25 protein-coding genes, 2 pseudogenes and 1 riboswitch are annotated in these 24,301 nt (G+C 45.8%); of the genes and pseudogenes, 18 read left to right on the top strand and 9 right to left on the bottom strand.

What is annotated here, in order from left to right; translation table 11 throughout:
- The first annotated feature begins 1 nt into the window (after nucleotide 1).
- The 4 genes and pseudogenes from MOC09_RS17715 to MOC09_RS17700 all read left to right on the top strand — a co-directional run bounded on the left by MOC09_RS17715 (nucleotide 2) and on the right by MOC09_RS17700 (nucleotide 6,713).
- Nucleotides 2–2,116: a cellulose biosynthesis cyclic di-GMP-binding regulatory protein BcsB gene (locus tag MOC09_RS17715; protein WP_268371333.1), complete on the top strand. Its 2,115-nt coding sequence runs from the start codon at nucleotides 2–4 to the stop codon at nucleotides 2,114–2,116.
- Nucleotides 2,117–2,250: 134 nt separating this feature from the next.
- Nucleotides 2,251–2,396: riboswitch (cyclic di-AMP (ydaO/yuaA leader) on the top strand.
- Between the two features lie 193 nt (nucleotides 2,397–2,589).
- Nucleotides 2,590–4,413, top strand: a complete 1,824-nt coding sequence (gene kimA, locus MOC09_RS17710; protein WP_268367130.1) for a potassium transporter KimA — start codon at nucleotides 2,590–2,592, stop codon at nucleotides 4,411–4,413.
- Nucleotides 4,414–4,472: 59 nt separating this feature from the next.
- A pseudogene (locus MOC09_RS17705) lies at nucleotides 4,473–4,926 on the top strand (NUDIX hydrolase).
- A gap of 62 nt (nucleotides 4,927–4,988) precedes the next feature.
- Nucleotides 4,989–6,713, top strand: a complete 1,725-nt coding sequence (locus tag MOC09_RS17700; RefSeq protein ID WP_268371331.1) for a pyruvate oxidase — start codon at nucleotides 4,989–4,991, stop codon at nucleotides 6,711–6,713.
- A 251-nt stretch (nucleotides 6,714–6,964) separates the two neighbouring features.
- Here the strand turns inward: MOC09_RS17700 and MOC09_RS17695 are convergent, their stop codons facing one another.
- From MOC09_RS17695 to MOC09_RS17680, 4 genes are all read right to left on the bottom strand, one after another.
- The gene (locus tag MOC09_RS17695) at nucleotides 6,965–7,231 is read right to left on the bottom strand and encodes a hypothetical protein (RefSeq protein WP_024714475.1); all 267 of its coding nucleotides are present in this window, start codon (nucleotides 7,229–7,231) and stop codon (nucleotides 6,965–6,967) included.
- Between the two features lie 109 nt (nucleotides 7,232–7,340).
- Complete coding sequence (locus MOC09_RS17690) at nucleotides 7,341–8,618, bottom strand: Nramp family divalent metal transporter (RefSeq protein ID WP_268359177.1); 1,278 nt, start codon at nucleotides 8,616–8,618, stop codon at nucleotides 7,341–7,343.
- 230 nt (nucleotides 8,619–8,848) lie between these two features.
- On the bottom strand, nucleotides 8,849–9,106 hold the full coding sequence (locus MOC09_RS17685; RefSeq protein ID WP_268359176.1) for a GlsB/YeaQ/YmgE family stress response membrane protein: 258 nt from the start codon (nucleotides 9,104–9,106) through the stop codon (nucleotides 8,849–8,851).
- A 77-nt stretch (nucleotides 9,107–9,183) separates the two neighbouring features.
- Complete coding sequence (locus MOC09_RS17680; protein ID WP_268359175.1) at nucleotides 9,184–9,639, bottom strand: DUF2188 domain-containing protein; 456 nt, start codon at nucleotides 9,637–9,639, stop codon at nucleotides 9,184–9,186.
- 115 nt (nucleotides 9,640–9,754) lie between these two features.
- Here MOC09_RS17680 and MOC09_RS17675 point away from each other — a divergent pair, with 115 nt between their 5' ends.
- The 4 genes from MOC09_RS17675 to MOC09_RS17660 all read left to right on the top strand — a co-directional run bounded on the left by MOC09_RS17675 (nucleotide 9,755) and on the right by MOC09_RS17660 (nucleotide 11,904).
- Nucleotides 9,755–10,573 carry an EcsC family protein gene (locus MOC09_RS17675; RefSeq protein ID WP_268359174.1) on the top strand — a complete coding sequence of 273 codons (819 nt, stop codon included), beginning with the start codon at nucleotides 9,755–9,757 and terminating at the stop codon, nucleotides 10,571–10,573.
- A 130-nt stretch (nucleotides 10,574–10,703) separates the two neighbouring features.
- Nucleotides 10,704–11,075: a glucose starvation-inducible protein GsiB gene (gsiB, locus tag MOC09_RS17670; RefSeq protein WP_268359173.1), complete on the top strand. Its 372-nt coding sequence runs from the start codon at nucleotides 10,704–10,706 to the stop codon at nucleotides 11,073–11,075.
- Between the two features lie 134 nt (nucleotides 11,076–11,209).
- Nucleotides 11,210–11,542 (top strand): cupin domain-containing protein, encoded by a 333-nt coding sequence (locus MOC09_RS17665; protein WP_268359172.1) that lies wholly within the window; start codon nucleotides 11,210–11,212, stop codon nucleotides 11,540–11,542.
- Nucleotides 11,543–11,544: 2 nt separating this feature from the next.
- Entirely contained in the window at nucleotides 11,545–11,904 is a 360-nt protein-coding gene (locus MOC09_RS17660) for a YdbC family protein (RefSeq protein WP_268359171.1), read from the top strand.
- Nucleotides 11,905–11,940: 36 nt separating this feature from the next.
- Here the strand turns inward: MOC09_RS17660 and MOC09_RS17655 are convergent, their stop codons facing one another.
- Both MOC09_RS17655 and MOC09_RS17650 read right to left on the bottom strand, forming a co-directional pair.
- Nucleotides 11,941–12,762, bottom strand: coding sequence for a manganese catalase family protein (locus MOC09_RS17655; protein ID WP_268359170.1), 822 nt, complete (start codon nucleotides 12,760–12,762; stop codon nucleotides 11,941–11,943).
- 88 nt (nucleotides 12,763–12,850) lie between these two features.
- On the bottom strand, nucleotides 12,851–13,903 hold the full coding sequence (locus tag MOC09_RS17650; RefSeq protein WP_268371329.1) for a TRAP transporter substrate-binding protein: 1,053 nt from the start codon (nucleotides 13,901–13,903) through the stop codon (nucleotides 12,851–12,853).
- Between the two features lie 69 nt (nucleotides 13,904–13,972).
- Between MOC09_RS17650 and dctS the strand changes: the two genes are divergently transcribed.
- The 9 genes and pseudogenes from dctS (at nucleotide 13,973) to MOC09_RS17605 (ending at nucleotide 22,508) form a co-directional block, all read left to right on the top strand.
- Nucleotides 13,973–15,580: a two-component system sensor histidine kinase DctS gene (dctS, locus tag MOC09_RS17645; protein WP_268371327.1), complete on the top strand. Its 1,608-nt coding sequence runs from the start codon at nucleotides 13,973–13,975 to the stop codon at nucleotides 15,578–15,580.
- Entirely contained in the window at nucleotides 15,570–16,250 is a 681-nt protein-coding gene (gene dctR, locus MOC09_RS17640) for a two-component system response regulator DctR (protein WP_268359166.1), read from the top strand. Before dctS ends, dctR begins: the two co-directional genes overlap by 11 nt.
- Before the next feature lie 118 nt (nucleotides 16,251–16,368).
- The gene (gene dctP, locus MOC09_RS17635; RefSeq protein ID WP_268359165.1) at nucleotides 16,369–17,634 is read left to right on the top strand and encodes a C4-dicarboxylate transporter DctP; all 1,266 of its coding nucleotides are present in this window, start codon (nucleotides 16,369–16,371) and stop codon (nucleotides 17,632–17,634) included.
- A gap of 147 nt (nucleotides 17,635–17,781) precedes the next feature.
- Nucleotides 17,782–18,834: an AI-2E family transporter gene (locus tag MOC09_RS17630; RefSeq protein WP_268359163.1), complete on the top strand. Its 1,053-nt coding sequence runs from the start codon at nucleotides 17,782–17,784 to the stop codon at nucleotides 18,832–18,834.
- Nucleotides 18,835–18,855: 21 nt separating this feature from the next.
- Nucleotides 18,856–19,002, top strand: a pseudogene (locus MOC09_RS17625) (cation:dicarboxylate symporter family transporter); the annotation flags it as partial.
- Between the two features lie 114 nt (nucleotides 19,003–19,116).
- Nucleotides 19,117–20,043, top strand: a complete 927-nt coding sequence (locus tag MOC09_RS17620) for an ABC transporter ATP-binding protein (protein WP_268359161.1) — start codon at nucleotides 19,117–19,119, stop codon at nucleotides 20,041–20,043.
- Nucleotides 20,036–20,803, top strand: coding sequence for an ABC transporter permease (locus MOC09_RS17615; RefSeq protein WP_268359160.1), 768 nt, complete (start codon nucleotides 20,036–20,038; stop codon nucleotides 20,801–20,803). Before MOC09_RS17620 ends, MOC09_RS17615 begins: the two co-directional genes overlap by 8 nt.
- A 94-nt stretch (nucleotides 20,804–20,897) precedes the next feature.
- The gene (locus MOC09_RS17610) at nucleotides 20,898–21,233 is read left to right on the top strand and encodes a hypothetical protein (RefSeq protein WP_268359159.1); all 336 of its coding nucleotides are present in this window, start codon (nucleotides 20,898–20,900) and stop codon (nucleotides 21,231–21,233) included.
- A 129-nt stretch (nucleotides 21,234–21,362) separates the two neighbouring features.
- Nucleotides 21,363–22,508 carry an acyl-CoA dehydrogenase family protein gene (locus tag MOC09_RS17605; RefSeq protein WP_268359158.1) on the top strand — a complete coding sequence of 382 codons (1,146 nt, stop codon included), beginning with the start codon at nucleotides 21,363–21,365 and terminating at the stop codon, nucleotides 22,506–22,508.
- 24 nt (nucleotides 22,509–22,532) lie between these two features.
- On the opposite strand, the gene fbpB is transcribed toward MOC09_RS17605, so the two are convergent.
- Entirely contained in the window at nucleotides 22,533–22,712 is a 180-nt protein-coding gene (gene fbpB / locus MOC09_RS17600) for a Fur-regulated basic protein FbpB (RefSeq protein WP_010886410.1), read from the bottom strand.
- Complete coding sequence (locus MOC09_RS17595) at nucleotides 22,666–22,830, bottom strand: Fur-regulated basic protein FbpA (protein WP_003225157.1); 165 nt, start codon at nucleotides 22,828–22,830, stop codon at nucleotides 22,666–22,668. The genes fbpB and MOC09_RS17595 overlap by 47 nt, the downstream gene beginning before the upstream one ends.
- 249 nt (nucleotides 22,831–23,079) lie before the next feature.
- Between MOC09_RS17595 and MOC09_RS17590 the strand changes: the two genes are divergently transcribed.
- Nucleotides 23,080–23,952 (top strand): cation diffusion facilitator family transporter, encoded by an 873-nt coding sequence (locus MOC09_RS17590; RefSeq protein ID WP_268359157.1) that lies wholly within the window; start codon nucleotides 23,080–23,082, stop codon nucleotides 23,950–23,952.
- A gap of 14 nt (nucleotides 23,953–23,966) precedes the next feature.
- Here the strand turns inward: MOC09_RS17590 and MOC09_RS17585 are convergent, their stop codons facing one another.
- Nucleotides 23,967–24,287 (bottom strand): thioredoxin family protein, encoded by a 321-nt coding sequence (locus MOC09_RS17585; protein WP_003225161.1) that lies wholly within the window; start codon nucleotides 24,285–24,287, stop codon nucleotides 23,967–23,969.
- Nucleotides 24,288–24,301 lie beyond the last annotated feature (14 nt).

Genomic DNA, 24,301 nt, shown 5'->3' with positions numbered 1-24,301 from the left:
TTTGAAACAAATAATGATTTTTCTTACAAGCTTCATGCTGCTGGCGATGGCCGGACAAACGGCTTTTGCCAAAGAGGTGCAGGTCAGCGGCGCGCTTCTTGGAAAAAGCAGCCAAGAACAAGCCAAACAGCAGGTGCTGACAAGCGACCTGATTACATTGTACGGCTCAAAAGACAGCGCAGAGCTGACGTATCAAATCCCGGCAGGCGCTTCTTCAGGCAATCAGCAATTGGTGATTGAGTACGAGGCATCAAATCTTTTAATTTCTCCATCATCATTAACGGCTGTCATTGACGATGAACCGGTCAAAACCTTAAAGCTTGATGGCGATGCCAAACGGAAAACAGTGAAGCTGGACCTGAATAAAAGCCAGTCATCTCAAGGCTATCACAATGTATCGCTGAAATTTTACGGCGTGATGAAAGAGGGCGTGTGCGTCAGACAGGATACGTCCGGCAACTGGATCAAAATTTATCCGGACAGCCGCCTGACGCTGGCAGACAGCAGTGAAGCGAAAGGAACATCGCTGGACCATTATCCGTATCCTTTCGCCCAATCGGGAAATACAGCGGAAAAAACCGCTATTGTCATACCAGATGACCCAAGTTCGGCGGAAATTGAAGCCGCAGTGAAAACAGAGGGGTATTTAAAAACCGTGGACAGCAGTGTCAGCATTTCGTATCTCACGGAATCTGAACTGAAAAAAATCGACAAGCCGACGATTTTCATCGGGGTGGACAAGCATTGGAACAGCAAGGTGAAAAAGCTGATGAAACAGGCCGGCTTACAGGCAAAAGGAGAAAACCTTCTGCTTGCGGAGCGGGTGCTGAAAGCAGGGGGAAAACAGCAGCCGGTTCTGTTTGCGCAAGCGGCGTCCGCTGACGTTCTCACTGAAAAAATCAGCGTCATTACGGATCAAGCTTACACAGGCCAGCTCAGCGGCGATACACTCTCTATCAGCAAACTTCAGCAGGCTGATAAAAAGGAAAGCAATAAGCTGACTCTCGAAAATTTTGGAGCGGATGACATCACAATTGGAGCTGACAAAACATCTTCCGCCCATTACTTTTACCCTGCATCGGCGGTTTTAGATCAAAAACAATCAGCGAAGCTGTCGCTTAAACTAAAGAAGTCCGAAACGATTCAAGCCTCAACGGCTGAAAACGAGTCAGCCTCTCAGGCTGCAGAACTGAAAGTGATGATCAACGGCCAGCCGCACTCGGTCCGGCTTGATGAATTAGGAAAAGAAGATAAAAACGGATTCTATCATGTCACAGTGAAAGTGGACCCTAAGCTGTTGCAAAAAAACCGCTACATTGATATTCAGTTTGTCACGACCGGTTTAAAGGAAAACAACCCTTGCAATACGACTGATGAAGAAAAGTGGGTTTTTATCGATAAAAACAGTACATTATCATACGCCATCAAAGGCATGTCTCCGTCAGCAGATTTTCAAGAGTGGCCGCTTCCTTACGCCGGACATCAGGAACAGACAACGCTGATTCTGCTTCCTGATAACGTAAGCCAATCGAAGCTTAAGGAGCTTTCTCTCGTAACAGAGTCCTTTGGCAGCGAAGCACAGCATTCATATACGATAAAGAAATCATCTGACGTAACAGCAAATGATGCCAAGGGGCGGAACCTCATTTTCATAGGGGGCATCAATCAATTTCCTCTTCTAAAGGAGAAATCATCAGATCTGCTTGTGCCGCAAGCGAAGAACGGTTCGTTTGATGTATCAGGGTTTGAGATGCTGAATGAGACGACAAAACAAGTAGCATTTACCCAAGCATCTATTTGGGATTCAGGCTACACAATGGCCGTCTTTGCACCGTCAGCAGGAAATGGCACGGCCGTCACGAAAGAAATCATTAATTATTTGAACAGCACCGATGACTCATCAACCGTCGTGAATGAAACAAATAGCCAGCAGGTGTTTACAAACCACCAGCAGCTCAAATCAGAAGCAAACAGTTCCAGCGCAGAACAGCCATCCCAGGATCATAACCAGAAATGGATGTATATTGGTGTGCTGGCCCTCATTATGGTGGTTGCGGCAGTGTTCATTTGGATTGCCGTAATAAGACGCAGAAAAAGAAAGACAGATACAGAATAAAACAGAGGCAATCTAGCCTCTGTTTTTTTGTTTTTGGTATGTAAATTCCATTTGTGGAACCTGTCATTTTATTTTTTCTCGTCCAGCCGAAAGCCCCTTTACAACGTGCGAGAACGGGAGTATGATCTCTTTTATAAAACAAATCGCTTAATCTGAAATCAGAGCGGGGGACCCAATCAGAACGGCTTTTTTGCCGTTGGGGTGAATCCTTTTTAGGTAGGGCTAACTCTCATATGCCCGAATCCGTCAGCTAACCTCGTAAGCGTTCGTGAGAGGAGATGAATGAAACCTGTGTTCGATGTAATGGCACAGGGGCATCCGTTTGCCTCTGTGTTTTTTGCCGTTCATTTTTTTGAATGTAAATCGCATACAGAGACATCATAGCAGAAAGGACTATTGCAAAATGTGAGAGCAGGATGCTGATGGTTTATTGTTTTCATTGAAAAATGAGTAATAAAAAGGGGAAGACATCGATGTATCATTCAATCAAACGTTTTTTGATTGGGAAACCATTAAAATCTCAAGCAGCTGGAGAGCAAAAGCTGACGAAATTAAAAGCCTTGGCAATGCTTTCCTCAGATGCGCTGTCATCTGTTGCATACGGGACAGAACAAATTTTGATCATTTTGGCAACAATCAGTGCTGCCGCATTTTGGTACTCTATTCCGATTGCGGTTGGCGTTCTCATATTGCTGCTCGCACTGATTCTTTCATACAGGCAGATTATTTACGCTTACCCGCAGGGCGGCGGGGCGTATGTCGTTTCAAGAGAAAACCTCGGTGAAAAGCCGGGATTGATCGCAGGCGGCTCACTGCTTGTCGATTATATTTTAACAGTAGCAGTCAGTATTTCCGCAGGTACCGACGCCATCACGTCAGCCTTTCCTGCATTGCATGATTACCATGTGCCGATCGCTGTTTTTCTGGTGTTAGTCATTATGATTTTGAACCTGCGCGGACTCTCGGAATCGGCATCAATTCTTGCCTATCCGGTTTACCTGTTTGTGGTGGCGCTTTTGGTGCTCATTGCAGTCGGGTTGTTTAAACTCATGACGGGGCAAATTGACCAGCCAGTCCATCATACACCGCTCGGCACACCGGTAGCGGGTATTACGCTGTTTTTACTGCTGAAGGCTTTCTCATCTGGCTGCTCAGCGCTGACCGGGGTTGAGGCCATTTCTAACGCGATTCCTGCATTCAAAAACCCGCCTGCACGAAATGCAGCAAGAACGCTTGCAATGATGGGGATTTTGCTGGCCATTCTGTTTGCCGGCATTACAGTGTTGGCATACGGATATGGAACGGCGCCAAAGCCTGATGAAACGGTGGTTTCACAAATTGCGTCCGAAACCTTTGGGCGGAATGTGTTCTACTATGTCATCCAAGGTGTCACATCGCTTATTTTGATTCTTGCGGCAAACACGGGATTTTCAGCCTTCCCGCAGCTTGCCTTCAACCTGGCGAGAGACCAATATATGCCGCGTATGTTTACAGTCAGAGGCGACCGCCTAGGCTTCTCAAATGGGATTATCTTTTTAGGCGTTGCTTCCATTGTGCTCATCCTGTTATTCGGCGGACAGACAGAGCACTTAATTCCGTTATATGCTGTCGGCGTATTTATTCCATTTACGCTTTCGCAAACCGGCATGTGCATCAAATGGATCAAGCAAAAACCAAAGGGCTGGATCGGAAAAATGCTGATCAACTCTTGCGGCGCTTTGATATCGTTTATGGTTCTGTCGATCCTGTTTGTGACGAAGTTTAATGTTGTATGGCCTGTTTTAATCTTTATGCCTATCGTCGTTCTGTTGTTTTTTGCGATTAAAAATCATTACACCGCTGTCGGCGAACAGCTTCGCATCGTAGACAAACAGCCGGAAGAAATCAAGGGCACGGTTGTGATTGTGCCTGTAGCCGGTGTCACCACCGTTGTGCAAAAATCGATTCAATACGCGAAGTCATTGTCCGATCAGGTGATTGCCGTTCACGTGTCATTTGACAGAGAACAGGAAAAGAAAGTCGAAAAGCGCTGGGAAGAGCTCAATAACGGAGTGCGTCTCGTTACGCTTCACTCCTCGTACAGAAGCCTTGTCCATCCGTTTGATAAGTTTTTGGAAACAGTAGAAGCAAAAGCGAAGAAGGAGCAGTTTTCCGTCATGGTGCTGTTTCCGCAGTTTATTACGAAAAAACGCTGGCACACCATCCTTCACAACCAATCAGCCTTCCTCCTCAGAGTTCGGCTGTTCTGGAAAAAGGACATAATCGTTGCCACACTGCCGTATCATTTTAAAAAGTAAAGATCTAGGACCAAGGGGATCACCTTGGTCTTTTTTTGCGGAAAAAGAGGAGAAGTAAAATGGATACACAAGGCGCATTTGTCATTCTATCGAACGAGAAGCATCAGATTCTGCTGGTTAAACGAAAAGACGTTCCTTTATGGGATCTGCCGGGCGGCAGGGTTGATCTTAGTGAAACAGCAGAGGCAGCTGCAGTCAGGGAGGTATTGGAAGAAACGGGGTACAACGCAATGCTTTCAGCAAAAATTGGTGTCTATCAAAGACCCAAGTTTCAAGATGAACAGTATGTGTTTGCCGGGAAACATAACAGGTGGACGAGCAATTGCAAACGGCATGGAGACAGCAGGTTTGAAGTGGTTTTCTCCGCAGCGTTTGCCGCTTTTTATGGTGCCAAACCGAAAAAGGCAAATCAAAGATTTCATGAATGGTGCTCGAGATGTAAATGTCACTCTCAAGGACTGCGGCATGCTTGCGGCGATTGACCTGCTCAAAAGAAGACTTAGCAAACGATAAAGTCTCCGGGTTTTAAAGCCTTTCTCCTGTGGTATTGAAAAAAGGAAAAAGGAGGATACGTCATGGCACACAAAACTGCAGGACAAGCAATGGCAGAACTGCTTGAGCAATGGGGAGTTGATCATGTTTACGGCATCCCCGGAGACAGTATAAATGAATTTATTGAAGAATTAAGACACGAAAGAAATCAGTTGGAATTCATTCAAACCCGCCATGAAGAGGTGGCAGCGCTGGCAGCCGCGGCTGAGGCAAAACTCACCGGCAAGATCGGCGTCTGCCTGTCGATCGCAGGGCCGGGTGCGGTTCACTTATTAAATGGTTTATATGATGCAAAAGCGGACGGCGCCCCTGTGCTGGCGATTGCAGGACAGGTCTCATCAGGCGAGGTAGGACGGGATTATTTTCAGGAGATCAAGCTTGAGCAAATGTTTGAGGACGTGGCTGTCTTCAACAGGGAGGTACATAGCGCAGAATCGCTGCCGGATCTCTTGAATCAGGCGATTCGCACCGCCTACAGCAAAAAAGGCGTCGCGGTATTGAGCGTGTCAGATGATTTGTTTGCGGAGAAAATCAAACGAGAACCAGTGTACACTTCACCAGTCTATATTGAAGGGAATCTTGAGCCGAAAAAAGAACAGCTCGTCACTTGTGCGCAATATATAAATAACGCCAAGAAGCCAATTATTTTGGCGGGGCAGGGAATGAAAAAGGCGAAACGCGAGCTGCTGGAGTTTGCAGACAAAGCGGCCGCCCCGATCGTTGTCACGCTTCCGGCAAAAGGCGTTGTTCCCGATCAGCATCCGCATTTTCTCGGCAACCTCGGGCAGATCGGCACAAAGCCGGCTTACGAGGCAATGGAGGAATGTGATTTATTAATCATGCTCGGGACTTCATTTCCGTACCGCGATTATTTGCCTGATGACACGCCGGCGATCCAGCTTGATTCAGACCCGGCGAAAATCGGAAAGCGCTATCCGGTGACAGCAGGCCTTGTTTGTGATTCGGCTCTGGGTCTGCGTGAATTGACAGAGTATATTGAACGGAAGGAAGACAGAAGATTCCTGAATGCCTGCACGGAACATATGCAGCATTGGTGGAACGAAATTGAAAAAGATGAGACAGAGGCGGCAACACCGCTTAAACCCCAGCAGGTCGTGGCACGCCTTCAGGAAGCGGCAGCCGAAGATGCAGTGCTCTCTGTAGATGTCGGCACTGTTACCGTTTGGATGGCACGTCATTTCAAAATGAACGCGAACCAGGATTTCATTGTTTCCAGCTGGCTTGCGACAATGGGCTGCGGACTGCCGGGAGCAATTGCCTCAAGCTTGGCCGAACCGGAGCGACAGGCGATCGCGGTCTGCGGTGACGGGGGCTTTTCTATGGTCATGCAGGATCTCCCGACCGCAGTCAAATACAAGCTCCCGATCACCGTTGTGATTTTAAACAACGAAAATCTTGGCATGATCGAATATGAGCAGCAGGTCAAAGGCAATATCGACTATGTCACAAAACTTCAAAATGTCGACTATGCCGCATTTGCAGAAAGCTGCGGAGCAAAGGGCATCAAAGTGACCAAAGCGGAAGAGCTTGCGCCGGCTTTCCATGAGGCGCTGCACTCTGACCAGCCGACCGTTGTGGACGTCATGATCGGAAATGAACCGCCGCTGCCTGGCAAAATCACCTACGGACAGGCAAAAGGCTTTAGCAAGTACATGCTGAAAAATTTCTTTGAAAACCAAAAAATCGAAATGCCGTCACTGAAGAAAAGTTTGAAACGGTTATTCTAAAAAACAGGGGCCCTTAGAAGCCCCTGTTTTTTTGCGTTGGAAATACATGTGGTTTTTGTAAGAGGAGAATAACATGTTTACGCCTAAAAATTATCGTTATATGTTCAGGAATGATTTAGAAGCCTTTCCTCATTATCGCCATACTCCAAACCTCCAAACGAAAAAAAGGACAAATGCATCTTTTTTCACAGCAAAAAGATGCATTTGTCCTTGTATGTTTCATATGTTTATTCTTGTCAAACCTTACCGAGCTATTTCTCTTTTTTCTTAAGCCCGAAAAAGAACGGAAATGCAGAACCAACCAATAAGGTGCCGAATAAAAACATGCCGCCGATAAACACGTGGAAATTCGTGTGTCCGGCCGTAAACGCGGTGATCAAGGAGATGATACTGAGCACGATCATGGCAATGCCGGGCGCGACTCTCATTTTTCCCTTGGATTTATAGGCAGCAACAGAACATAAAATTCCGATTACAATAGGTACAATCCACAAATAAAACAGAATAAATACTGACATTATCAAAACTCCGATTTTTTCTTCTATCATAACAAATTTCTGTCAAAAAGGATATGAACGAGCTTTGGACAACAAGAAAAAAACCGGCCTTCAAACAGCCGGTTTTTTTCTAACGGAACGTATCAATAATTAAAAACACATTCAAAGCGACGATCAATACAGCGATCAGCCAGGACACTACTGTGACCCATTTGGCGTTGATAAGCGGCCCCATAATCCGTTTATTGCTTGTAAACATAATAAGCGGGATTAAGGCAAACGCGATGCCGAAGGAGAGTACAACCTGGCTCAGCACGAGAGCGGTCGTCGGATTGACGCCTGACGCGATGATCAGGATCGGCGGAATGATCGTGATAAAACGCCGTACATACAGCGGGATGCGGTAGTTGATAAATCCTTGCATGATCACGTCGCCTGACAGTGTGCCGACAGACGAGCTGGATAGTCCAGCAACGAGCAGCCCGATCCCAAATAAAACCGCTGACACAGGGCTGACAAGTTGCCCGAATTGTTGAAATGCGACGTCAAGATCCTCGACAAACAGCCCGTTTTTGAAAAATAGAGCGGCAGCCACAATCAGCATACTCGCATTAATAGCACCTGCAATCAACATCGCTATTAAAATATCAATAAATTCGAATCTGAAGATTTTTTTCCGTTCCGCATCCGTTTTGCCGACCACCCGCCGCTGTGTAAGGGCAGAGTGTAAATAAATGGCGTGCGGCATAACGGTTGCGCCGAGAATACCCGCTGCGAGAAGCACACTGTCAGTGCCGTGAAACGCCGGAACAAAAAGGCCCTTCATCACTGACGCGGCATCAGGCTTTGCGAAAAAGGTCTGCAGTGCAAAGGCGATTACCACTACAAACAGCATACCGGCAATTCCGGCTTCAAGTGAGCGATAACCGCGGCGCTGAAGCTCCAATATCGCGAAAGAGCCGATCGCCGCTATAATTGACGCTTCAAGCATCGGGATGCCGAACAGCAAATACAGTCCCAGAGCCGCTCCGATAAATTCCGCCAGATCAGTTGCAATAATGACCAGCTCGCCCTGAATCCATAATCCGATGGAGACAGGCTTCGGGAATTCTTCGCGGGCAACCTCAGGCAGATTTTTGCCTGTCGCAATACCGAGTTTGGCGGAAAGTGATTGGATTAAAAGCGCCATGATATTAGAAAATAAAATCACCCATAGCAGCATATATCCGTATTTAGAACCCGCCGATATATTCGTTGCGAAGTTGCCGGGATCAATATAGGCGATGGCTGCTATAAACGCAGGGCCCAGAAATGGGAGCAGTCCTCTGAATCCTCTGCTTTTCCCGTCAAGCGCATCTTGGACTGCTTTGGAACGGGGAGATTGTGCTGTGATGTCCTTGTTCATCATGTCTCACCTGAATTCTGATTGTTTTTGCCATACAACAAAGAGTTTCCTTAAACCAAATTATTTTATCTACATCATATGACCATCCGGGTTTCTTGTCAACCGAAGATGTTTAAAATACACTCTCAAATTTTCCCCTGTTATGTAACATGATATGTAGGAATTCGGATAAGGTCCCATAAATAAAAAGACATCGTTTCAGTTCGAAACGATGCCCCCTGTATTAAATAGGTTTAAGCTTCTTTCCGCAGTCCGCGGAATACGAGGCTCAGCAAGAATACGAAGATGGCGGCCCCAATGATTGCCGGGAAAATAGCAAAGCCGCCGAGGCTAGGTCCCCAAGTGCCAAGGAGCCCGTGTCCGATCCATGCGCCGATCAGACCGGCAATCATAGAGCCGAAAATTCCTCCCGGCATCCGATTTCCCACGATGGCGCTACCGATTAATCCGATGACGATAGCTACGACTAATGAAACCAAAAAGCTAAGCATTATGCTCACCTCTCATAAATGATTTACTGATCAATAACCGATCCTGCCAAATCCGAAACACGGAAAAGCATATTGCTTTATGACGATCCTGTTTTGATCTTTCGCTGTACGCTGCCGTCAGCCAAATGAACAATGACATCAGTGCCTTTATTCGCTGCGATCTCCTTTGCCCTTTCAATGGCTTCTTTCTTTGTATCCTTGATCTCAGACACACGTTTGGCATCCTCGGCTTTGACCGCCCAGCCGTCTTTATGCTTGATGACATGCTCTGCTTTATCCATGAGCTCAGGACCGTTGCTTCTGATTGAATCTTTATCGCGTTCTGTCTCATCATCGTGCTTGAGGAAATCATCAATTTCTTCTTTAGAGGCATTTTCCGCCCATTCCTTTGCTTTGCTTGTCGCAATCGGAATCGCGCGTCCTTCCTCATAGCCCTCATCAATCATCGCATTCGCAATGTCAATCGCTTTCTTCTTCACCGGCTTTTCGAGATTTTTTAATGAAGCTGGATAATCCTTCATCGACCAAGGCATGTCCATCACTCCTTTTCTTTTTATAAAAATGGTACCCGCAGGCGAAAAATAAAAACGTTTCTGAGAAAATGAAGGTATACTATATAGTAGAATTCGGAAGGGAAGTGCGAGTTGGGTGATAACAGAACGAAAAGAAGACTTACAGCAGCAGTTAAAAGAAATAGAGAAATGGGAAAGAGATCAGCAAAAAGTCTGGTTTTGGGAAAAGCTCAGCCGTCTCCCGTTTCAGCTGCTGGACAAGCTGACGCCGGAATTCATCCAGAAAAAAATCGGCAAGCTCTTGGATGAGGTCGGCAGCTTTGTTCAAACAGGAGGGCAATACCTGACTTCTGAAAAACAAATAATCAACATGTTTCAAAAGAAACTGCCGGAGGAGATCTTCGAATCACTCGAAGATGTACAAAAAGCGCCTCTTTCTGTCATGGATGAAATTGCGGAAGGGATGGGCAAAAACAGAATCAACGCTGCAACTGTTCAAGGCGCGACCACGGGTGTGGGCGGCGTGTTTACGCTGGCGGCTGATATTCCGGCCGTGCTTGGCCTGTCGCTAAAAACGCTGCAGGATATCGCGGTTGCTTACGGCTATGATCCAAAGGAGAAAAAAGAGCGGGTCTTCATCGTAAAATGTTTGCAGCTGACATCGGCTGATGTTGTCGGCAAAAAGTCGATTTTGCAGGAATTAAAAGACTACGATCAAGATCGTACATATAAAAATGTCGCTTCTCAAATCCAAGGCTGGCGTGAAGTCGTTTTAGGCTACCGCGACACATTTGGATGGAAAAAGCTTTTTCAAATGGTGCCTGTCGCCGGAATGGTCTTTGGCGCCGCAGCCAATCGCTCGACATTAAACGACATTACCGAAACAGGCATGATGCTTTACAAAAAACGGCGCGTTCTAGAGCGGCTGAAAGAAACAGAACAAGGGATGGAATAACAAAGAAAGCAGACGGGCACCGCGCTCCGCCTGCTTTCTTTAGTGGAAACACACCCAATGTGTTTTGTTTGTTTAAAAGAATTATGAGCGGGAATACAACAACCAACACCAATTAAAGGAGGAATTCAAAATGGCAGACGATAACAAAATGAGCAGAGAAGAAGCAGGTAGAAAAGGCGGAGAAACAACAAGTAAAAACCATGATAAAGAATTCTATCAAGAGATTGGAAAAAAAGGCGGAGAAGCCACTAGCAAAAACCATGACAAAGAATTCTATCAAGAAATCGGCGAAAAAGGCGGAGAAGCAACAAGCAAAAATCATGACAAAGAATTCTATCAAGAAATCGGCGAAAAAGGCGGAGAAGCCACTAGCGAAAATCATGATAAAGAATTCTATCAAGAAATCGGCCGTAAAGGCGGAGAAGCCACTAGCAAAAATCATGATAAAGAATTCTATCAAGAAATTGGCTCAAAAGGCGGTAACGCCCGCAACAACGACTAATCAAAAGCATAAAGGCAGACAACCTGTAGGTAAAAAGCGATCCGGCGCATCAGCTGGATCGCTTTTTATTTTAGGAATTTTCTCAATTTATGCCACTATTACGATACAATTATTGAAAAAGGGGTTTTTCGCTAATGTCCAAAATGCAAAACCTGCTCGCCATCGCAAATGATGTCAAAGAAAAGCACGCCAATTTTTCAATCTCAGAGGTCAACGACCATTGCGTGCGCCTTGCAGTGTTTACAGGAGAATATGACTGGCACCATCACCCTGACTCAGATGAATGGTTCATAGTTCTTGAAGGTGAGCTGCTGATCGATTTTCAGGACAAAGAAACCGCGGTTCTCAAGGCAAATGACAGCCTGCTGATCCCGAAAGGAACCGTGCACCGCACGCGCTCTTACGTCAGGACAGTGAATCTCTGTGTCGAGCATCAACACGCGAAAACCGTCATCATAAAGGGTTAGCCATGCTAATCAAAAAGATTGTGTGTGAAGTAGACGATGCAAACGCTGAAGCATTTTCAAAAGCGCAGTCACAGTGGGGAGCATTATCGTATATAAGCGGCTTCATCAAACAGGCCGGCGGCTGGCGAAAAACAGCAAACGGGCCGCTCACCGCCGAGATCATCGGTGTTTGGGAGAACAGAGCTGCCTATGATCATTTTATGGAGAATGAACACGACAGCATATACGAAGAAAATGAACAGAAGGCAGTGATTCTTTCGATAGAAGTGGCGCTGTACGAAGAGGATGAACCGTTCGTTCACGATCTGTTACATCACCCTGATATCCGGTACGAACCAGGCTGGACAGTTCTGAAGGCATAACGAAAGCCCAAAACATCATGTTTTGGGCTTGTGTCTTTACTCGCGTCCCGGAAGCGTATTATGAACAAATGGCGGCGCCGGTTTTAACTCCGGTTTTTCTCCAAACGCCTTTGCTTCTTTCACATATTCAAAGGCTTCTCCGTCCGGCGCTTTTTCGTTCAGCCAGGTTTGCTCGGCGCTTTCTTCGCCTTCAGAGAAATTGATAAGCTGATGCGAGAACTCTTGTTTTTCAAGAGCTTTAGGGAAAGTCCCCGGCACAACCGGACCTTCCTGTGCTTCTAATTCTTTAATGGCAGCGAGCCATTGATTTTGGTGCATCGTATCACGCGCCAGCAGGAAGCTGAGCATATCTTTGACGCCTTTGTCATCGGTCATTTCAAATAGGCGTGCGACCTGCAGACGGCCTTGTGATTCCGCATTCAGGTTAGCGCGGAAGTCTGCCAGCAGGTTTCCGCTTGCTACGATATAACCGCCGCTCCAAGGTACGCCTGTACTGCTTTCCGGCATGGCGCCAAGTCCTGATACAATGGCATGGTGAGGATTCATGCCGCCCAGGATGGAGCCGATGACCGGATCTTCAGCGGCTTTTTCCTGCTGATCAAGCGGGGCATTCTCAAGAAGTCTCGCAATCATTGTTGCGATCATTTCAACATGCCCGAGTTCCTCAGTTGCCGTATCCATCAGCAAATCTTTGTATTTTTCATTTCCTCTTGTATTCCAGCCTTGAAATAAGTACTGCATGGCAACTGAAATTTCACCGAATTGCCCGCCTAAAATTTCTTGCATTTTTTTAGCGAATAATGGATCTGGACGATCTGGTTTAGCTGGATGCTGCAGCATTTTTGTGTGCTTAAACATGTACCCATCTCCTTTTTCATTTATCTATCTCTTTCTATATTTCCGATCGATCGAAAGATAAACGGAAAACAGCGTATCGAGATGGGGACTACGAATCCTTTCGCAGGTCTAACAGCTCCTGAATCAGCTTCCGGCCAAAGATGGGCTCATACTGACGGTAAACAGGATCAAGGCGCTTCATCCAATCTTTTTTCTCTTGATCTGACAGCTCGTAGATGTTAATAGAAGAATTCTTTTTGATTTCTTCCAGCTGCTCCTTATTCATTTGTTCGGCATGCATTTCATTCCACTCTGACGTTTCCTTCATCGCTTCCGTCAAAATGCGCCGAGTTTCCGGTGTTTGCGCCTTCCAGAAATGGTCATCCGTCATGACAGCGTAGCCTAGATAACCGTGGCTGCTTATTGTCAAATAGTCCTGAACATTATAAAATTTTTTAGAATAGATGTTTGAGATGGTATTTTCTTCGCCGTCGACCACATTGTTTTCTAACAGCTGAAAGGTAGAGTTAAAGGATTCCTGATGAGGTGTTGCGCCTAACAGCTTGAATTGATTCTCTATTACATCACTTTGCATAATACGGAGATCTTGTCCTTTTAAATCGTCCGGAGTCTTGACCGGTCCTTGGTTTGTTGTGATTTGCTTAAAACCGTTCGTCCAATAGGCAAGGCCTTTCAAATGGTTTTTCTTTAGAGAGTCAAACAGCTGCGTGCCGATGCTGCCGTTGAGCCCTTTTTTAACGGCGTCGTGATCTGTAAATGCATACGGCAGATCCAATACGCCCCATTCAGGCGAGAGCATGCCGAGTTTTGATGTAGAGGGGGCGATAAATTGAACATCGCCGTTTTGCAATGCTTCAATTTCTTCAATGTCCGAATACAGGCTTCCATTCGGGAACACCTCAATTTTGATTCTCCCGCCTGATTTTTCGTTCACCAGCTCGGCAAACTTATTGGCAGCTAACCCTTTTGGTGTGTTTTCAGCAACAACATGGCTGAATTTAAACACAATTTGATCCTGTAAGCCTTCCTGATCGTCATCATAAACAATCTCTTCACTGCCGGTGCGATCATGAAATCCGATAAATAAAGCGGTTGCAATACCGGCGATCATCAGTGCGAGACATGCAAGCAAACTCTTCATGAAAAGCCCTCCCCTATGTTTAGGATAATGGGGGCAATGCCATTCGTAAAGACCTGAAAGGAGAAGCTGATGAACAAAAAGAAGCTCTCAATCCGTTGGAAAATCACGATCCTATCCTATATACTCGTCATTTTCTCCTTTTTGATCGGCGGCATTGTACTCATCGGCAATATCCAGCATACAGAGGAGCGGGAGCTGAAGAAACGGCTGATGAATACGGCCCGGACGGTGTCGGAGATGACAGAAGTAAAAGGGGCCTTGGCGCGAAAAAAACAAACAGAAGCTGTTCGCCACGCAGTTGAAGAAATCAGGATGATTAATGAAGCAGATTACATCGTCGTGATGGATATGAATCACATCCGCTACACGCATCCTGTCAGTACAAGCATCGGCAAAAAGTCTGAGGGTGCGGACGAAGAGGCGGCGTTTGCGGAGCACATTTATTTCTCAGAAGCAAAGGGTGAGATTGGCACGGCGGTTCGCGCTTTTTACCCGGTGAAGGATCACGATCTGAACCAGATCGGCGTGGTGCTTGTCGGGAAAACACTGCCGGGGATCGCCGACATCCTCCTTCATTTAAAGCGTGATATTGCGTTCATCGTTGTGCTGACACTTGGCTTCGGGCTTGCAGGTTCCTTTCTGCTGGCCCGCCATATCAAAAAACAAATGTTTCAGCTTGAACCCCATGAGATTGTCCGGATGTATGAAGAACGGACGGCGACGTTTCATTCAATGAATGAAGGCGTGATCGCTATTGACAACCGGCTCATCATTACAATTTTCAATGAAAAAGCGAAACAGATCTTTGAGGTGCAGGGGGATCTGGTCGGAAAGGTGATCTGGGAGGTTCTCAAGGATTCGCGCCTGCCCGAAATCGTGGAGCGGAACAAAGCGGTTTATAATGAAGAAATTCGTGTCAGCGGAAAGGTCATCATGAGCAGCAGAATTCCGATTGTCATGAAGAAAAAAGTCATCGGCGCCGTCGCGATTTTTCAGGACAGAACGGAAGCGGCCAAGATGGCAGAGGAATTGACTGGTGTCAGAAACTTTGTAGAGGCGCTCCGTGTCCAAAACCATGAGCATATGAATAAGCTGCATACGATTGCCGGTCTCATCCAGCTGGGGAAATCTGAAAAAGCCTTGCAGCTTGCATTCCAGGCGTCAACTGAGCAGGAAAATGTGACTGAGTTTCTGCATCGGTCGATTCAAAATGACGCCGCGGCCGGCCTGCTGTTAAGTAAGGTCAGAAGAGGGAGGGAGCTCGGCATTGCTGTTCATATTGATGAAAACAGCAGTCTCCAGCAATTTCCTGAGCATGTTGATCAGCATGATATCGTTGTGCTCCTCGGCAATCTGATTGAAAATGCCTTCGGTTCATTTGAAACCGTTCAATCTGATGACAAACGAATTGACATCAGCATTGAACAAACGGATGATATCCTTGCCATTTTAATAGAAGATAACGGCTGCGGAATTGAACCGGCGCATATGCCGCACCTTTACGACAAAGGATTTACGGTTAACAAAACAGGCGGTACAGGCTATGGCCTTTATTTAGTGAAACAAATTACAGACAAAGGATCGGGTACGATAGAGGTCGATTCACACGCGGGACGGGGAACATCTTTTTCTATCATTTTTCCAATGAAGGGGGAGGAAGCACAGCATGGTTCGTAAGGAATGGAAGGTTCTGCTCATTGAAGACGATCCGATGGTTCAAGAGGTAAACAAGGAATTCATCACAACGGTCAAAGGCTTCGACGTCTGTGCAATAGCTGGAAACGGTGAAGAAGGCATCAAGCTGATTAAAGAAAAACAGCCTGACCTCGTTATTCTCGATGTGTACATGCCGAAAAAAGACGGAATCAAAACGTTGCAGGAAATCAGAAAGCAAAAGCTTGAAGTGGATGTCATCGTCGTCTCCGCTGCAAAAGACAAAGAAACGATCTCCCTTATGCTGCAAAACGGAGCGGTTGACTATATTTTAAAGCCGTTTAAACTTGAGCGAATGAGACAGGCACTTGAAAAGTACAAGCAATATAAACAAAAAATCGAAGCGAATGATACGCTGTCCCAGGAGCAGCTTGATGCGATCCTGAATATTCCGCAGCAGGCCGTTCAGGAGCTCCCGAAGGGGTTAAATCATTTCACGATGAATGAAGTCACTGCTTTTTTGAAACAGCAAACCGCATCACTTTCTGCGGAAGAGGTCGCCAAGGCGCTCGGCATCGCCAGAGTGACAGCCAGGCGATACCTTGATTACCTTGAAAAAAACGGAACGATCAAGCTGGACGTTCAATACGGAGGAGTCGGCCGGCCCGTCAACCGTTACGTGTTTATAGGATAACCTGAGACCAAAAAGACCAAAATGTCCGTTATGATCATAAACTTCCCCAGACTGTATGAAAACGCTATCATTCTAGTAAGAAAGACACAAAGGCGAATAGGACAGGGGGATGAAGGATATGAAACTGTTTAAAAATTTAACAGTTCAGGTCATTACCGCGGTCATCATCGGGGTCATTGTCGGGCTGGTCTGGCCGGATGTCGGCAAAGAGATGAAACCGCTTGGCGATACATTTATCAACGCTGTTAAAATGGTGATCGCACCAATCATTTTCTTCACAATCGTTCTCGGGATTGCAAAAATGGGCGATATGAAGAAGGTTGGAAAAGTAGGGGGAAAAGCGTTTATTTATTTCGAGGTTGTCACCACCCTCGCACTCATTATTGGTTTATTTGTCGTCAATATCATGAAGCCGGGAGCAGGCCTTGATTACAGCAAGCTTGAAAAGGGAGATGTATCACAATACACGCAAAATGGCGGTCAGGGAATCGACTGGGTTGAATTTGTCACACACATTGTTCCGTCCAACATGGTTGATGCCTTCGCAAAAGGGGACATTTTGCAGGTCTTATTCTTTTCTATTCTTTTCGGAGTCGGTCTCGCGGCATTAGGTGAAAAAGGGAAAAGCGTCATTGATTTCTTCGACAAGATTTCTCACGTCTTTTTCAAAATCATCGGCTATATCATGCGTGCAGCGCCAATCGGGGCTTTCGGGGCGATGGCGTATACGATCGGGCACTTCGGTCTCGATTCCATCAAGCCGCTGGCAAGTTTAATGATGTCAGTTTATATTACGATGTTCCTGTTCGTATTTGTTGCTTTAAATATCATCTGCAAGCTTTACGGATTCAGCCTGTGGAATTATCTGCGCTTCATTAAAGATGAGCTTCTGATCGTGCTTGGCACAAGCTCATCAGAATCGGTGCTTCCGCGTATGATGGATAAAATGGAGCGCTACGGCTGTTCCAAATCCGTTGTCGGGCTTGTTATTCCGACGGGCTATTCGTTCAACCTCGACGGCACATCCATTTATTTATCAATGGCGACCGTCTTTCTGGCACAGGTGTTTGGAGTAGACCTCAGCATCGGCCAGCAGATTACAATTATCCTCGTTCTGATGCTGACATCGAAGGGAGCGGCAGGTGTGACGGGAAGCGGATTTATTGTCCTTGCTTCAACACTGTCGGCGCTGCAGGTCATTCCGCTGGAGGGTCTTGCACTCCTGCTTGGGGTTGACCGATTCATGAGTGAAGGAAGGGCAATTGTGAACCTGATAGGAAACGGGATCGCTACAATAATTGTTGCAAAAAGCGAAAACGAATTCGATGAAGCGAAAAGCGTAGAGGCTGTTGAAGGCATGAAAAAAATGAAAACAGCAGTCTGAAAAAAGAGCGGCCCATCTGTGGGCCGTTTTTTTAATTGTTTAAGAATTATTAAGGTAAGGACAGAGACCTCAGCATTTTTTTGTTATATAATTTACAAATGGATACTATATTGAATGAAGGACGTTTGTCCTAACAGGAGTGTATAAATGGCCGCTTTAGTTAAATTTTTTCAGCACCCGGGAGTAAGGCGTTTCTCCGTCTTTGTCGTGTTAACTGGTGTGTTATATCTATTTAAGAGCATGATCAATTTAATATTGCTTACCTTCATTTTCACGTTTCTAATGGATCGTTTGGAGCTTGTCGTACGGCAGTTTGTAAGCCGGTTCTTCCGCGTGAGCCAGCGGGTTGTCATTACGTTTCTGTACATGTTGCTGGCTGTGCTGCTTACAGTCGGGGGATTTGTATTTTATCCGGTCGTCGCGGCACAGATTCAGCAGCTGGTTAAGCAGATTAAACATATTGCGTATCACCCGGACAGTATCCCTTTTTTTGATGAAATCACAAGTGTTTTCGGAGATATTAACATCAGCTCATATGTCAAAGAAGGCTTCAATGTCGTGTATACGTATTTGGCCGATATTAGCACATTCGGCTTGCAGGTCGTGATGGCGCTCATTCTCAGCATGTTTTTCTTATTTGAGAAAAAACGGCTGTCTGAATTCATGGCGAAATTTAAAACGAGCAAGCTGAGAGTCTTTTACGAGGAAATTGCTTTTTTCGGAAGCAAATTTGCAAGAACGTTCGGCAAGGTGCTTGAGGCTCAATTTATCATTGCGCTCGTCAACTGTATTCTGACATTTATCGCGCTTTGGATTATGCATTTCCCGCAGCTGTTTGGGCTTTCGATTATGGTGTTCTTCCTCGGATTAATTCCTGTAGCTGGTGTCGTCATTTCTCTGATCCCGCTCAGTATTATCGCTTACAGCACTGGCGGCGGAATGTATGTCCTCTACATTGTGCTTGTCATATTCGCCATTCATGCGATCGAAACCTATTTCTTAAATCCGAAGCTAATGTCTGCAAAAACAGAGCTGCCAATCTTTTTCACCTTCACAGTACTCATTTTCTCTGAACACTTTTTCGGCATTTGGGGTCTAATTATCGGGATTCCGATCTTTGTGTTTCTCCTTGATATTCTTGATGTCACCAACAAGGAAGATAGGTCTAAAGAACCTCGAGAGAAAAGTGATAACAAGTAGTTTGCAAAATCGATAAGGAGTGTGCTTCTATCTGGCGGCCTTCCTGTCGAGGGAATCGGATGAATACTCGGCATTGACCGCCTGCTTGATATGCTCCGTACAGTGGTCAACACAACAGGGGACGCGGCCTGCGCTGTCATCATTAACCGAAAAGAACAAACAGCCTGAGTAAGCGCGGCTCTATCGGTTTAACCAAACATTTGGAAGCAACAAATGCTATAATACAAACAGTGCCTGCTTTGGGGCACTGTTTATTTTTTGTCGAAAAAGGAGGAAGGCTTTATGGCTGAGCCGATTTTACATATTGAAGGCCTCGATAAAAAGATTGGGTCGAAACAGATACTAAAACAGATCAGCATGGAGGTCATGGAGGGGGAAATCATCGGCCTGCTCGGTCCGAATGGCTCCGGAAAAACAACACTCATCCGCATCATCGTCGGGCTGTTAAAACAAAACAGCGGAAGCGTGACAATCAGCGGGTTCCAGCATGATACAGAGTTTGAAAAAGCAATGGAAGCTGTTGGAGCGATCGTCGAAAATCCCGAGTTCTATCCGTACCTGACAGGCTGGGAAAACCTCAAGCACTTTGCGAATATGCACAAAAAAATAACAGATGAACGGCTTGATGAAGTGGTGGAACGTGTCGGGCTGACGTCAGCGATTCATGATAAAGTAAAAACCTATTCCCTCGGTATGCGCCAGCGGCTTGGCATTGCACAGGCAATTCTTCACCGGCCGAAGCTTCTTATTCTAGATGAACCGACAAACGGTCTCGATCCTGCGGGCATGAAGGATTTTCGCGACCATATCAAGGAGCTCGCGGAAATAGAAGGAACAGCAGTCCTGTTCGCGACTCATTTGTTGCGCGAGGTTGAAGATTTGTGCAGCCGCGTCATCATCATTCAAAAAGGTGAAATCAAAGCGGAAGTCAGCTTACATGGCACAGGCCAAAAAACTGAAAAAGCCATCATTGAAGCGCAGCCGGAAGAAAAAGCGCTCAATTGGCTGAAAGGCAATCATTATCAAGCTGAGCGGCAGGGCGGAGCGATAGTTGTTGAAGTGGCAAAAGAAAACATTCCGGAGCTGAACCGCTCACTTGTCGGACAAGACCTGAATGTCTTTTCCATTACGCCTTACACGCAATCACTGGAGGACGAATTCATCAAAGCGACAACTGCACATCAAGAGGAGGGAGAAGAGCTTGTCTAAATTAATTTGGAATGAACATATGAAACTTTTTAATCGGAAGGTCACATTGGTTTCCCTTATCCTGATGGCGGTCTTTCAATTTTTCATGGCTTTGATTATTAAACGGATTGTCATCAGTGCAGGAACGGATGAAAACTTCATCGGCTATTTATCGTATACACCGAGCCTGAATATTCTGCTGCAGGCTTTAACGATCGTGATTGCAGCGACAATTGTTTCGATGGAATTTGATAAAAAGACGATCAAATTTCTGCTCATTCGCCCAGTTAAACGCCAAAAGGTCTTTTGGTCAAAATTAATCACAGTCGTGATGGTCAGCTTTTATCTGTATCTGGCATATTACATTTTGGCATTGTTATTCGGTCTCGTCTTTTTTGGCACATCGGTGACCGCGGAATCAAAGACATTGCTGATCAACACCTTGGCGCTGATCGGGTCAAACTGGCTTGAAGCCGTCATGATGGGATTATTCGGGCTGCTTTGTTCTTCGCTGTTCCGCAATAGTGCGGTAGCGGTCGTCGTTTCGTTTGTTGTGTTATATGGAGCGAGTACACTTGTCCAGCTTATGAAGCTATTTGAAAACAAATGGGGCAGCTTTTTACTTTTTGCGAACACCGACTTTACCCAATACAGAAGCGGAGAGACAGCGCTGTTTTCAGGCATGACGCCATTGTTTTCAATTGGGATTATCCTCATACATGCCATTTTCTTCATCGCCGTCGGCTGGTGGTGCTTCTGTAAACGGGATGTACGGGTATAAAGGCAAGGAATGACATTTTTGTGAAAAAGCTCACGTGAATCAATATCTTTTGATATTTTGGTTTATACTAAAGGTACTGACGGAGGTGTCTCGATTGAGGAACTTTATTACCGCTTTACCGATCGTATTGCTGCTTGGATTCTCATTTGTGTCATTCATGTTTCAGTTTGAACATCTTGTGTATTTCAGGCTCGCGCTTGGGTTGTTCTCTCTCGTGGGGCTGTACATGATATATAAAATAAAGACGGGCATCCGTTATTTTATCATCTATCTGTATGCCAGCTGGATTGTGCTGGCAGCAGTGACCGCTTTTGAAGAGCCGATTTTCTCAAGCTTTTTCTTTGGCGGCCTGGTGATGACAATGGGTTACCTGACATATATGCTGATTTATCTCGGCATGAAACAAGACCGGGATGCTAATCCTGTGTAAACACGCTGTTCCTTGGGGAACGGCGTGTTTTTCTATACCGGACAAAAGGTTAACAGTTGCGGAATGATGGCAGGAAATCTATAATACATATTAAATTTATCGGAATTAAAACCTTGGGGGGGCTGCCGGATGTCATTATTTATACAAAACGATCAACAGCGGCAATGGATGGAGAAAATCGGACGGATTGCAGATGAATTTCAGCAAACAGCCGCTGAAGATGACGAGCAGGGACGTTTTCCTGCCGAAAAAATACAAAAACTGCGTGATGCCGGGTATACAGCATTAACATTGCCGGCATCTTTTGGGGGAGAAGGCATTTCTGTTTACGATATGCTCTTGTTTCAAGAGCGGCTGGCGCGGGGAGATGCTCCTACAGCACTGAGCATCGGCTGGCATTTGAGCGTAATCGGAGAGCTCGGAGAAGGCAACAGCTGGGATAAAGACGTGTTTGCCTTTATTGCAAAGGAAGTCCAAAACGGAGCCGTCATCAACAGGGCTGCGACAGAAGCGCAAACCGGAAGCCCGACAAGAGGAGGGCGTCCCGGTACAAACGCCGTCAAAAAAGATGGCAAATGGGCAGTGAACGGAAGAAAAACCTTTACGACAATGTCGCAGGCACTGGATTATTTTTTAGTGACAGCGTGGATTGAAGACAAACAAACAACAGGTGTGTTTCTCATTCATAAAGATGATCCCGGTTTGTCGATTGAAGAAACGTGGAATATGATGGCGATGCGGGCGACTGGAAGCCATGACCTTGTACTGAATGAGGTAATGCTTGAGAAGGATAAACTGGTGGAATTGCTTCAAGGGCCTCGGGGAGCTAAGCCGAATGGCTGGCTGCTTCACATTCCGGCGATTTATCTTGGCATTGCTCAAGCTGCACGGGATTATGCGGTGCAATTTGCGTTTGAGTATTCTCCAAACAGCTTGAAGGGACCGATTAAGGATGTCCCAGCCGTACAGCAACGAACAGGCGAAATGGAGCTCGAACTGCTCAACGCCAGACATTTTCTTTTCCATATCGCTCAATTGTACGACGATCCGGAGCGCCGTCCTTACTTGAGAAGCGAGCTTGGTGCGGCGAAACATATCGTCACAAATGCTGCGCTGTCTGTTGTGGATAAAGCGATGAGAGTTGTCGGGGCTAAAAGCCTTGAACGAACCAACCCGCTTCAGCGCTATTATCGTGATGTGCGTGCCGGTCTCCACAACCCGCCGATGGATGACGCCGTGATACACAAGCTGGCCGCAGAAGCGTTTGAGTCATGAAAAAAAGAGCCTTTTCGGCTCTTTTTATGTATTGTTTTGCTCTTGAAGATTTTTTTGATGCTTGCGGTCGATCCTGTCATAAATGACGTTCATTAGCTTTGGATTGCCCATAATCGCCTCTTTGTTTTCCTGGATTAGCTGCTGGTAGGTTTTCACTTTACGCTTCGGCATGCTCCGGCGCCCTCCTGACATGTTTGTATTCACTTTCTAACTCTGTCAGCGACAATTCATACAAATGACGCTTTGACTTTTTGTATATACCATTCTGTATTAACAGATGAATGAGCTGTTTTTTCCTGATTTCTGCAGACTGAGGTGTCATTGTGTCACCAACCTCCAATCAAACGATATTGATAATCATTATCAATTAAGCTCAGTATACAATGTCCGCAAAAGCCTGTAAAGGTGAAAACAGTCCTATTCTTTCATAAAAATGCAAATATTCAACAAGATCGACAAAAAGTTTCCCGGGCAATAATTTGCTGTCGAAATGTCCCTTTCCTTGAAAGCTGCCGCTGCTATTTTTCATGTTTTGAACCATACTATGTAATAGAATGGAGGCTGGTATTCGATGGAGCGGACAGAAAATCTGAAAAAGGGAGAAAAAGGGGCGCTCCTTAATATTCTGGCATATGTCATCCTTGCTGTTGTAAAGCTTGCCATTGGGATTCTCTATCATTCCGAAGCGCTGAGGGCAGACGGGTTAAATAATGGAACAGATATTGTTGCGTCAGTAGCAGTGCTGATTGGATTGCGCATCTCGCAAAGGCCGGCAGACAGCGATCATCCATATGGCCATTATCGGGCTGAAACAATTTCGTCTCTTGTTGCGTCTTTTATTATGATGGTTGTTGGCATTGAAGTGTTAATCGGCGGAGGAGAAGCGATTGCGGGCGGAACAACGGAAACGCCAAGTCTTATCGCCGCATGGACGGCGTTAGGCAGTGCTGTGTTTATGTATGGCATCTATTTATATAACAAAAGGCTGGCGGCATCCATTAAAAGCTCTGCCCTGATGGCAGCGGCAAAGGACAGCAGATCAGACGCTTTTGTAAGTGCCGGGGCATTTATCGGTGTAATGTCATCCCAGCTGCAGCTGCCGTGGATCGATCCGGTAACGGCTTTTATCATCGGCATCATCATTTGCAAGACGGCTTGGGATATCTTTAAAGATGCTTCACATTCGTTAACAGACGGCTTTCACTTAAAAGATCTTGATCCTTACAAACAGACCGTCGGCAGGATCGAAAGTGTACATCGTCTAAAGGATGTAAAAGCGAGGTATTTAGGCAGCACAGTTCATATCGAGATGGTCATTACGGTTGACCCAAAGCTTACAGTAGAAGAAGGCCATGGAGTGGCGGATGAAGTCGAAGACAAAATAAAACATGAACACGATGTCACTCATGTTCATGTTCATGTAGAGCCCGACGACAAAAAATAAGGCTGTCTAACGAATTAGCTTATATGTTCAGACAAAAATTCAGTCACTTCTTCAGGCGTTTTGGCATTGGCGCTATGAAGGTGAGCTGTTTTTTCACCGTTTTTGAAGATAAGCAAGCTAGGAATACCCATTACTTGGTATTTTTCAGCGAGTTCAGGAAGCTCGTCCTTATTCAGCTCATACCAGTCATTTTGATTGTACTCTTCCAGAATATCGCCAATGAACATATTCATGCGTGTGCAGTCTGGGCACCAATCAGCATAAAACTTTACAATAATTTCTTTATCTGATTGAATCAGTTCGTTAAATTGTTCGTTTGTTGTGATTTTTTTCATATGTCACATCTCCT

This window comes from Bacillus sp. N12A5, assembly GCF_026790125.1.
Lineage (GTDB): Bacteria > Bacillota > Bacilli > Bacillales > Bacillaceae > Bacillus.
The sequence above is the reverse complement of the archived record's forward strand: the minus strand, read 5'-3'. Positions and strand labels throughout refer to the sequence as shown.

Excerpts from the sequence above, each read along its gene's own strand:
- dctP (WP_268359165.1), top strand. The coding sequence starts at position 16,369 with ATGAAACTGTTTAAAAATTTAACAGTTCAGGTCATTACCGCGGTCATC.
- MOC09_RS17590 (WP_268359157.1), top strand. The coding sequence starts at position 23,080 with ATGGAGCGGACAGAAAATCTGAAAAAGGGAGAAAAAGGGGCGCTCCTT.
- dctS (WP_268371327.1), top strand. The coding sequence starts at position 13,973 with ATGAACAAAAAGAAGCTCTCAATCCGTTGGAAAATCACGATCCTATCC.
- MOC09_RS17665 (WP_268359172.1), top strand. The coding sequence starts at position 11,210 with ATGTCCAAAATGCAAAACCTGCTCGCCATCGCAAATGATGTCAAAGAA.
- MOC09_RS17605 (WP_268359158.1), top strand. The coding sequence starts at position 21,363 with ATGTCATTATTTATACAAAACGATCAACAGCGGCAATGGATGGAGAAA.
- gsiB (WP_268359173.1), top strand. The coding sequence starts at position 10,704 with ATGGCAGACGATAACAAAATGAGCAGAGAAGAAGCAGGTAGAAAAGGC.
- MOC09_RS17655 (WP_268359170.1), bottom strand. The coding sequence starts at position 12,762 with ATGTTTAAGCACACAAAAATGCTGCAGCATCCAGCTAAACCAGATCGT.
- MOC09_RS17630 (WP_268359163.1), top strand. The coding sequence starts at position 17,782 with ATGGCCGCTTTAGTTAAATTTTTTCAGCACCCGGGAGTAAGGCGTTTC.
- MOC09_RS17595 (WP_003225157.1), bottom strand. The coding sequence starts at position 22,830 with ATGACACCTCAGTCTGCAGAAATCAGGAAAAAACAGCTCATTCATCTG.
- MOC09_RS17585 (WP_003225161.1), bottom strand. The coding sequence starts at position 24,287 with ATGAAAAAAATCACAACAAACGAACAATTTAACGAACTGATTCAATCA.
- MOC09_RS17690 (WP_268359177.1), bottom strand. The coding sequence starts at position 8,618 with ATGATGAACAAGGACATCACAGCACAATCTCCCCGTTCCAAAGCAGTC.
- MOC09_RS17685 (WP_268359176.1), bottom strand. The coding sequence starts at position 9,106 with ATGCTTAGCTTTTTGGTTTCATTAGTCGTAGCTATCGTCATCGGATTA.
- MOC09_RS17700 (WP_268371331.1), top strand. The coding sequence starts at position 4,989 with ATGGCACACAAAACTGCAGGACAAGCAATGGCAGAACTGCTTGAGCAA.
- MOC09_RS17620 (WP_268359161.1), top strand. The coding sequence starts at position 19,117 with ATGGCTGAGCCGATTTTACATATTGAAGGCCTCGATAAAAAGATTGGG.
- MOC09_RS17680 (WP_268359175.1), bottom strand. The coding sequence starts at position 9,639 with ATGCCTTGGTCGATGAAGGATTATCCAGCTTCATTAAAAAATCTCGAA.
- MOC09_RS17695 (WP_024714475.1), bottom strand. The coding sequence starts at position 7,231 with ATGTCAGTATTTATTCTGTTTTATTTGTGGATTGTACCTATTGTAATC.
- MOC09_RS17650 (WP_268371329.1), bottom strand. The coding sequence starts at position 13,903 with ATGAAGAGTTTGCTTGCATGTCTCGCACTGATGATCGCCGGTATTGCA.
- kimA (WP_268367130.1), top strand. The coding sequence starts at position 2,590 with ATGTATCATTCAATCAAACGTTTTTTGATTGGGAAACCATTAAAATCT.
- dctR (WP_268359166.1), top strand. The coding sequence starts at position 15,570 with ATGGTTCGTAAGGAATGGAAGGTTCTGCTCATTGAAGACGATCCGATG.
- MOC09_RS17660 (WP_268359171.1), top strand. The coding sequence starts at position 11,545 with ATGCTAATCAAAAAGATTGTGTGTGAAGTAGACGATGCAAACGCTGAA.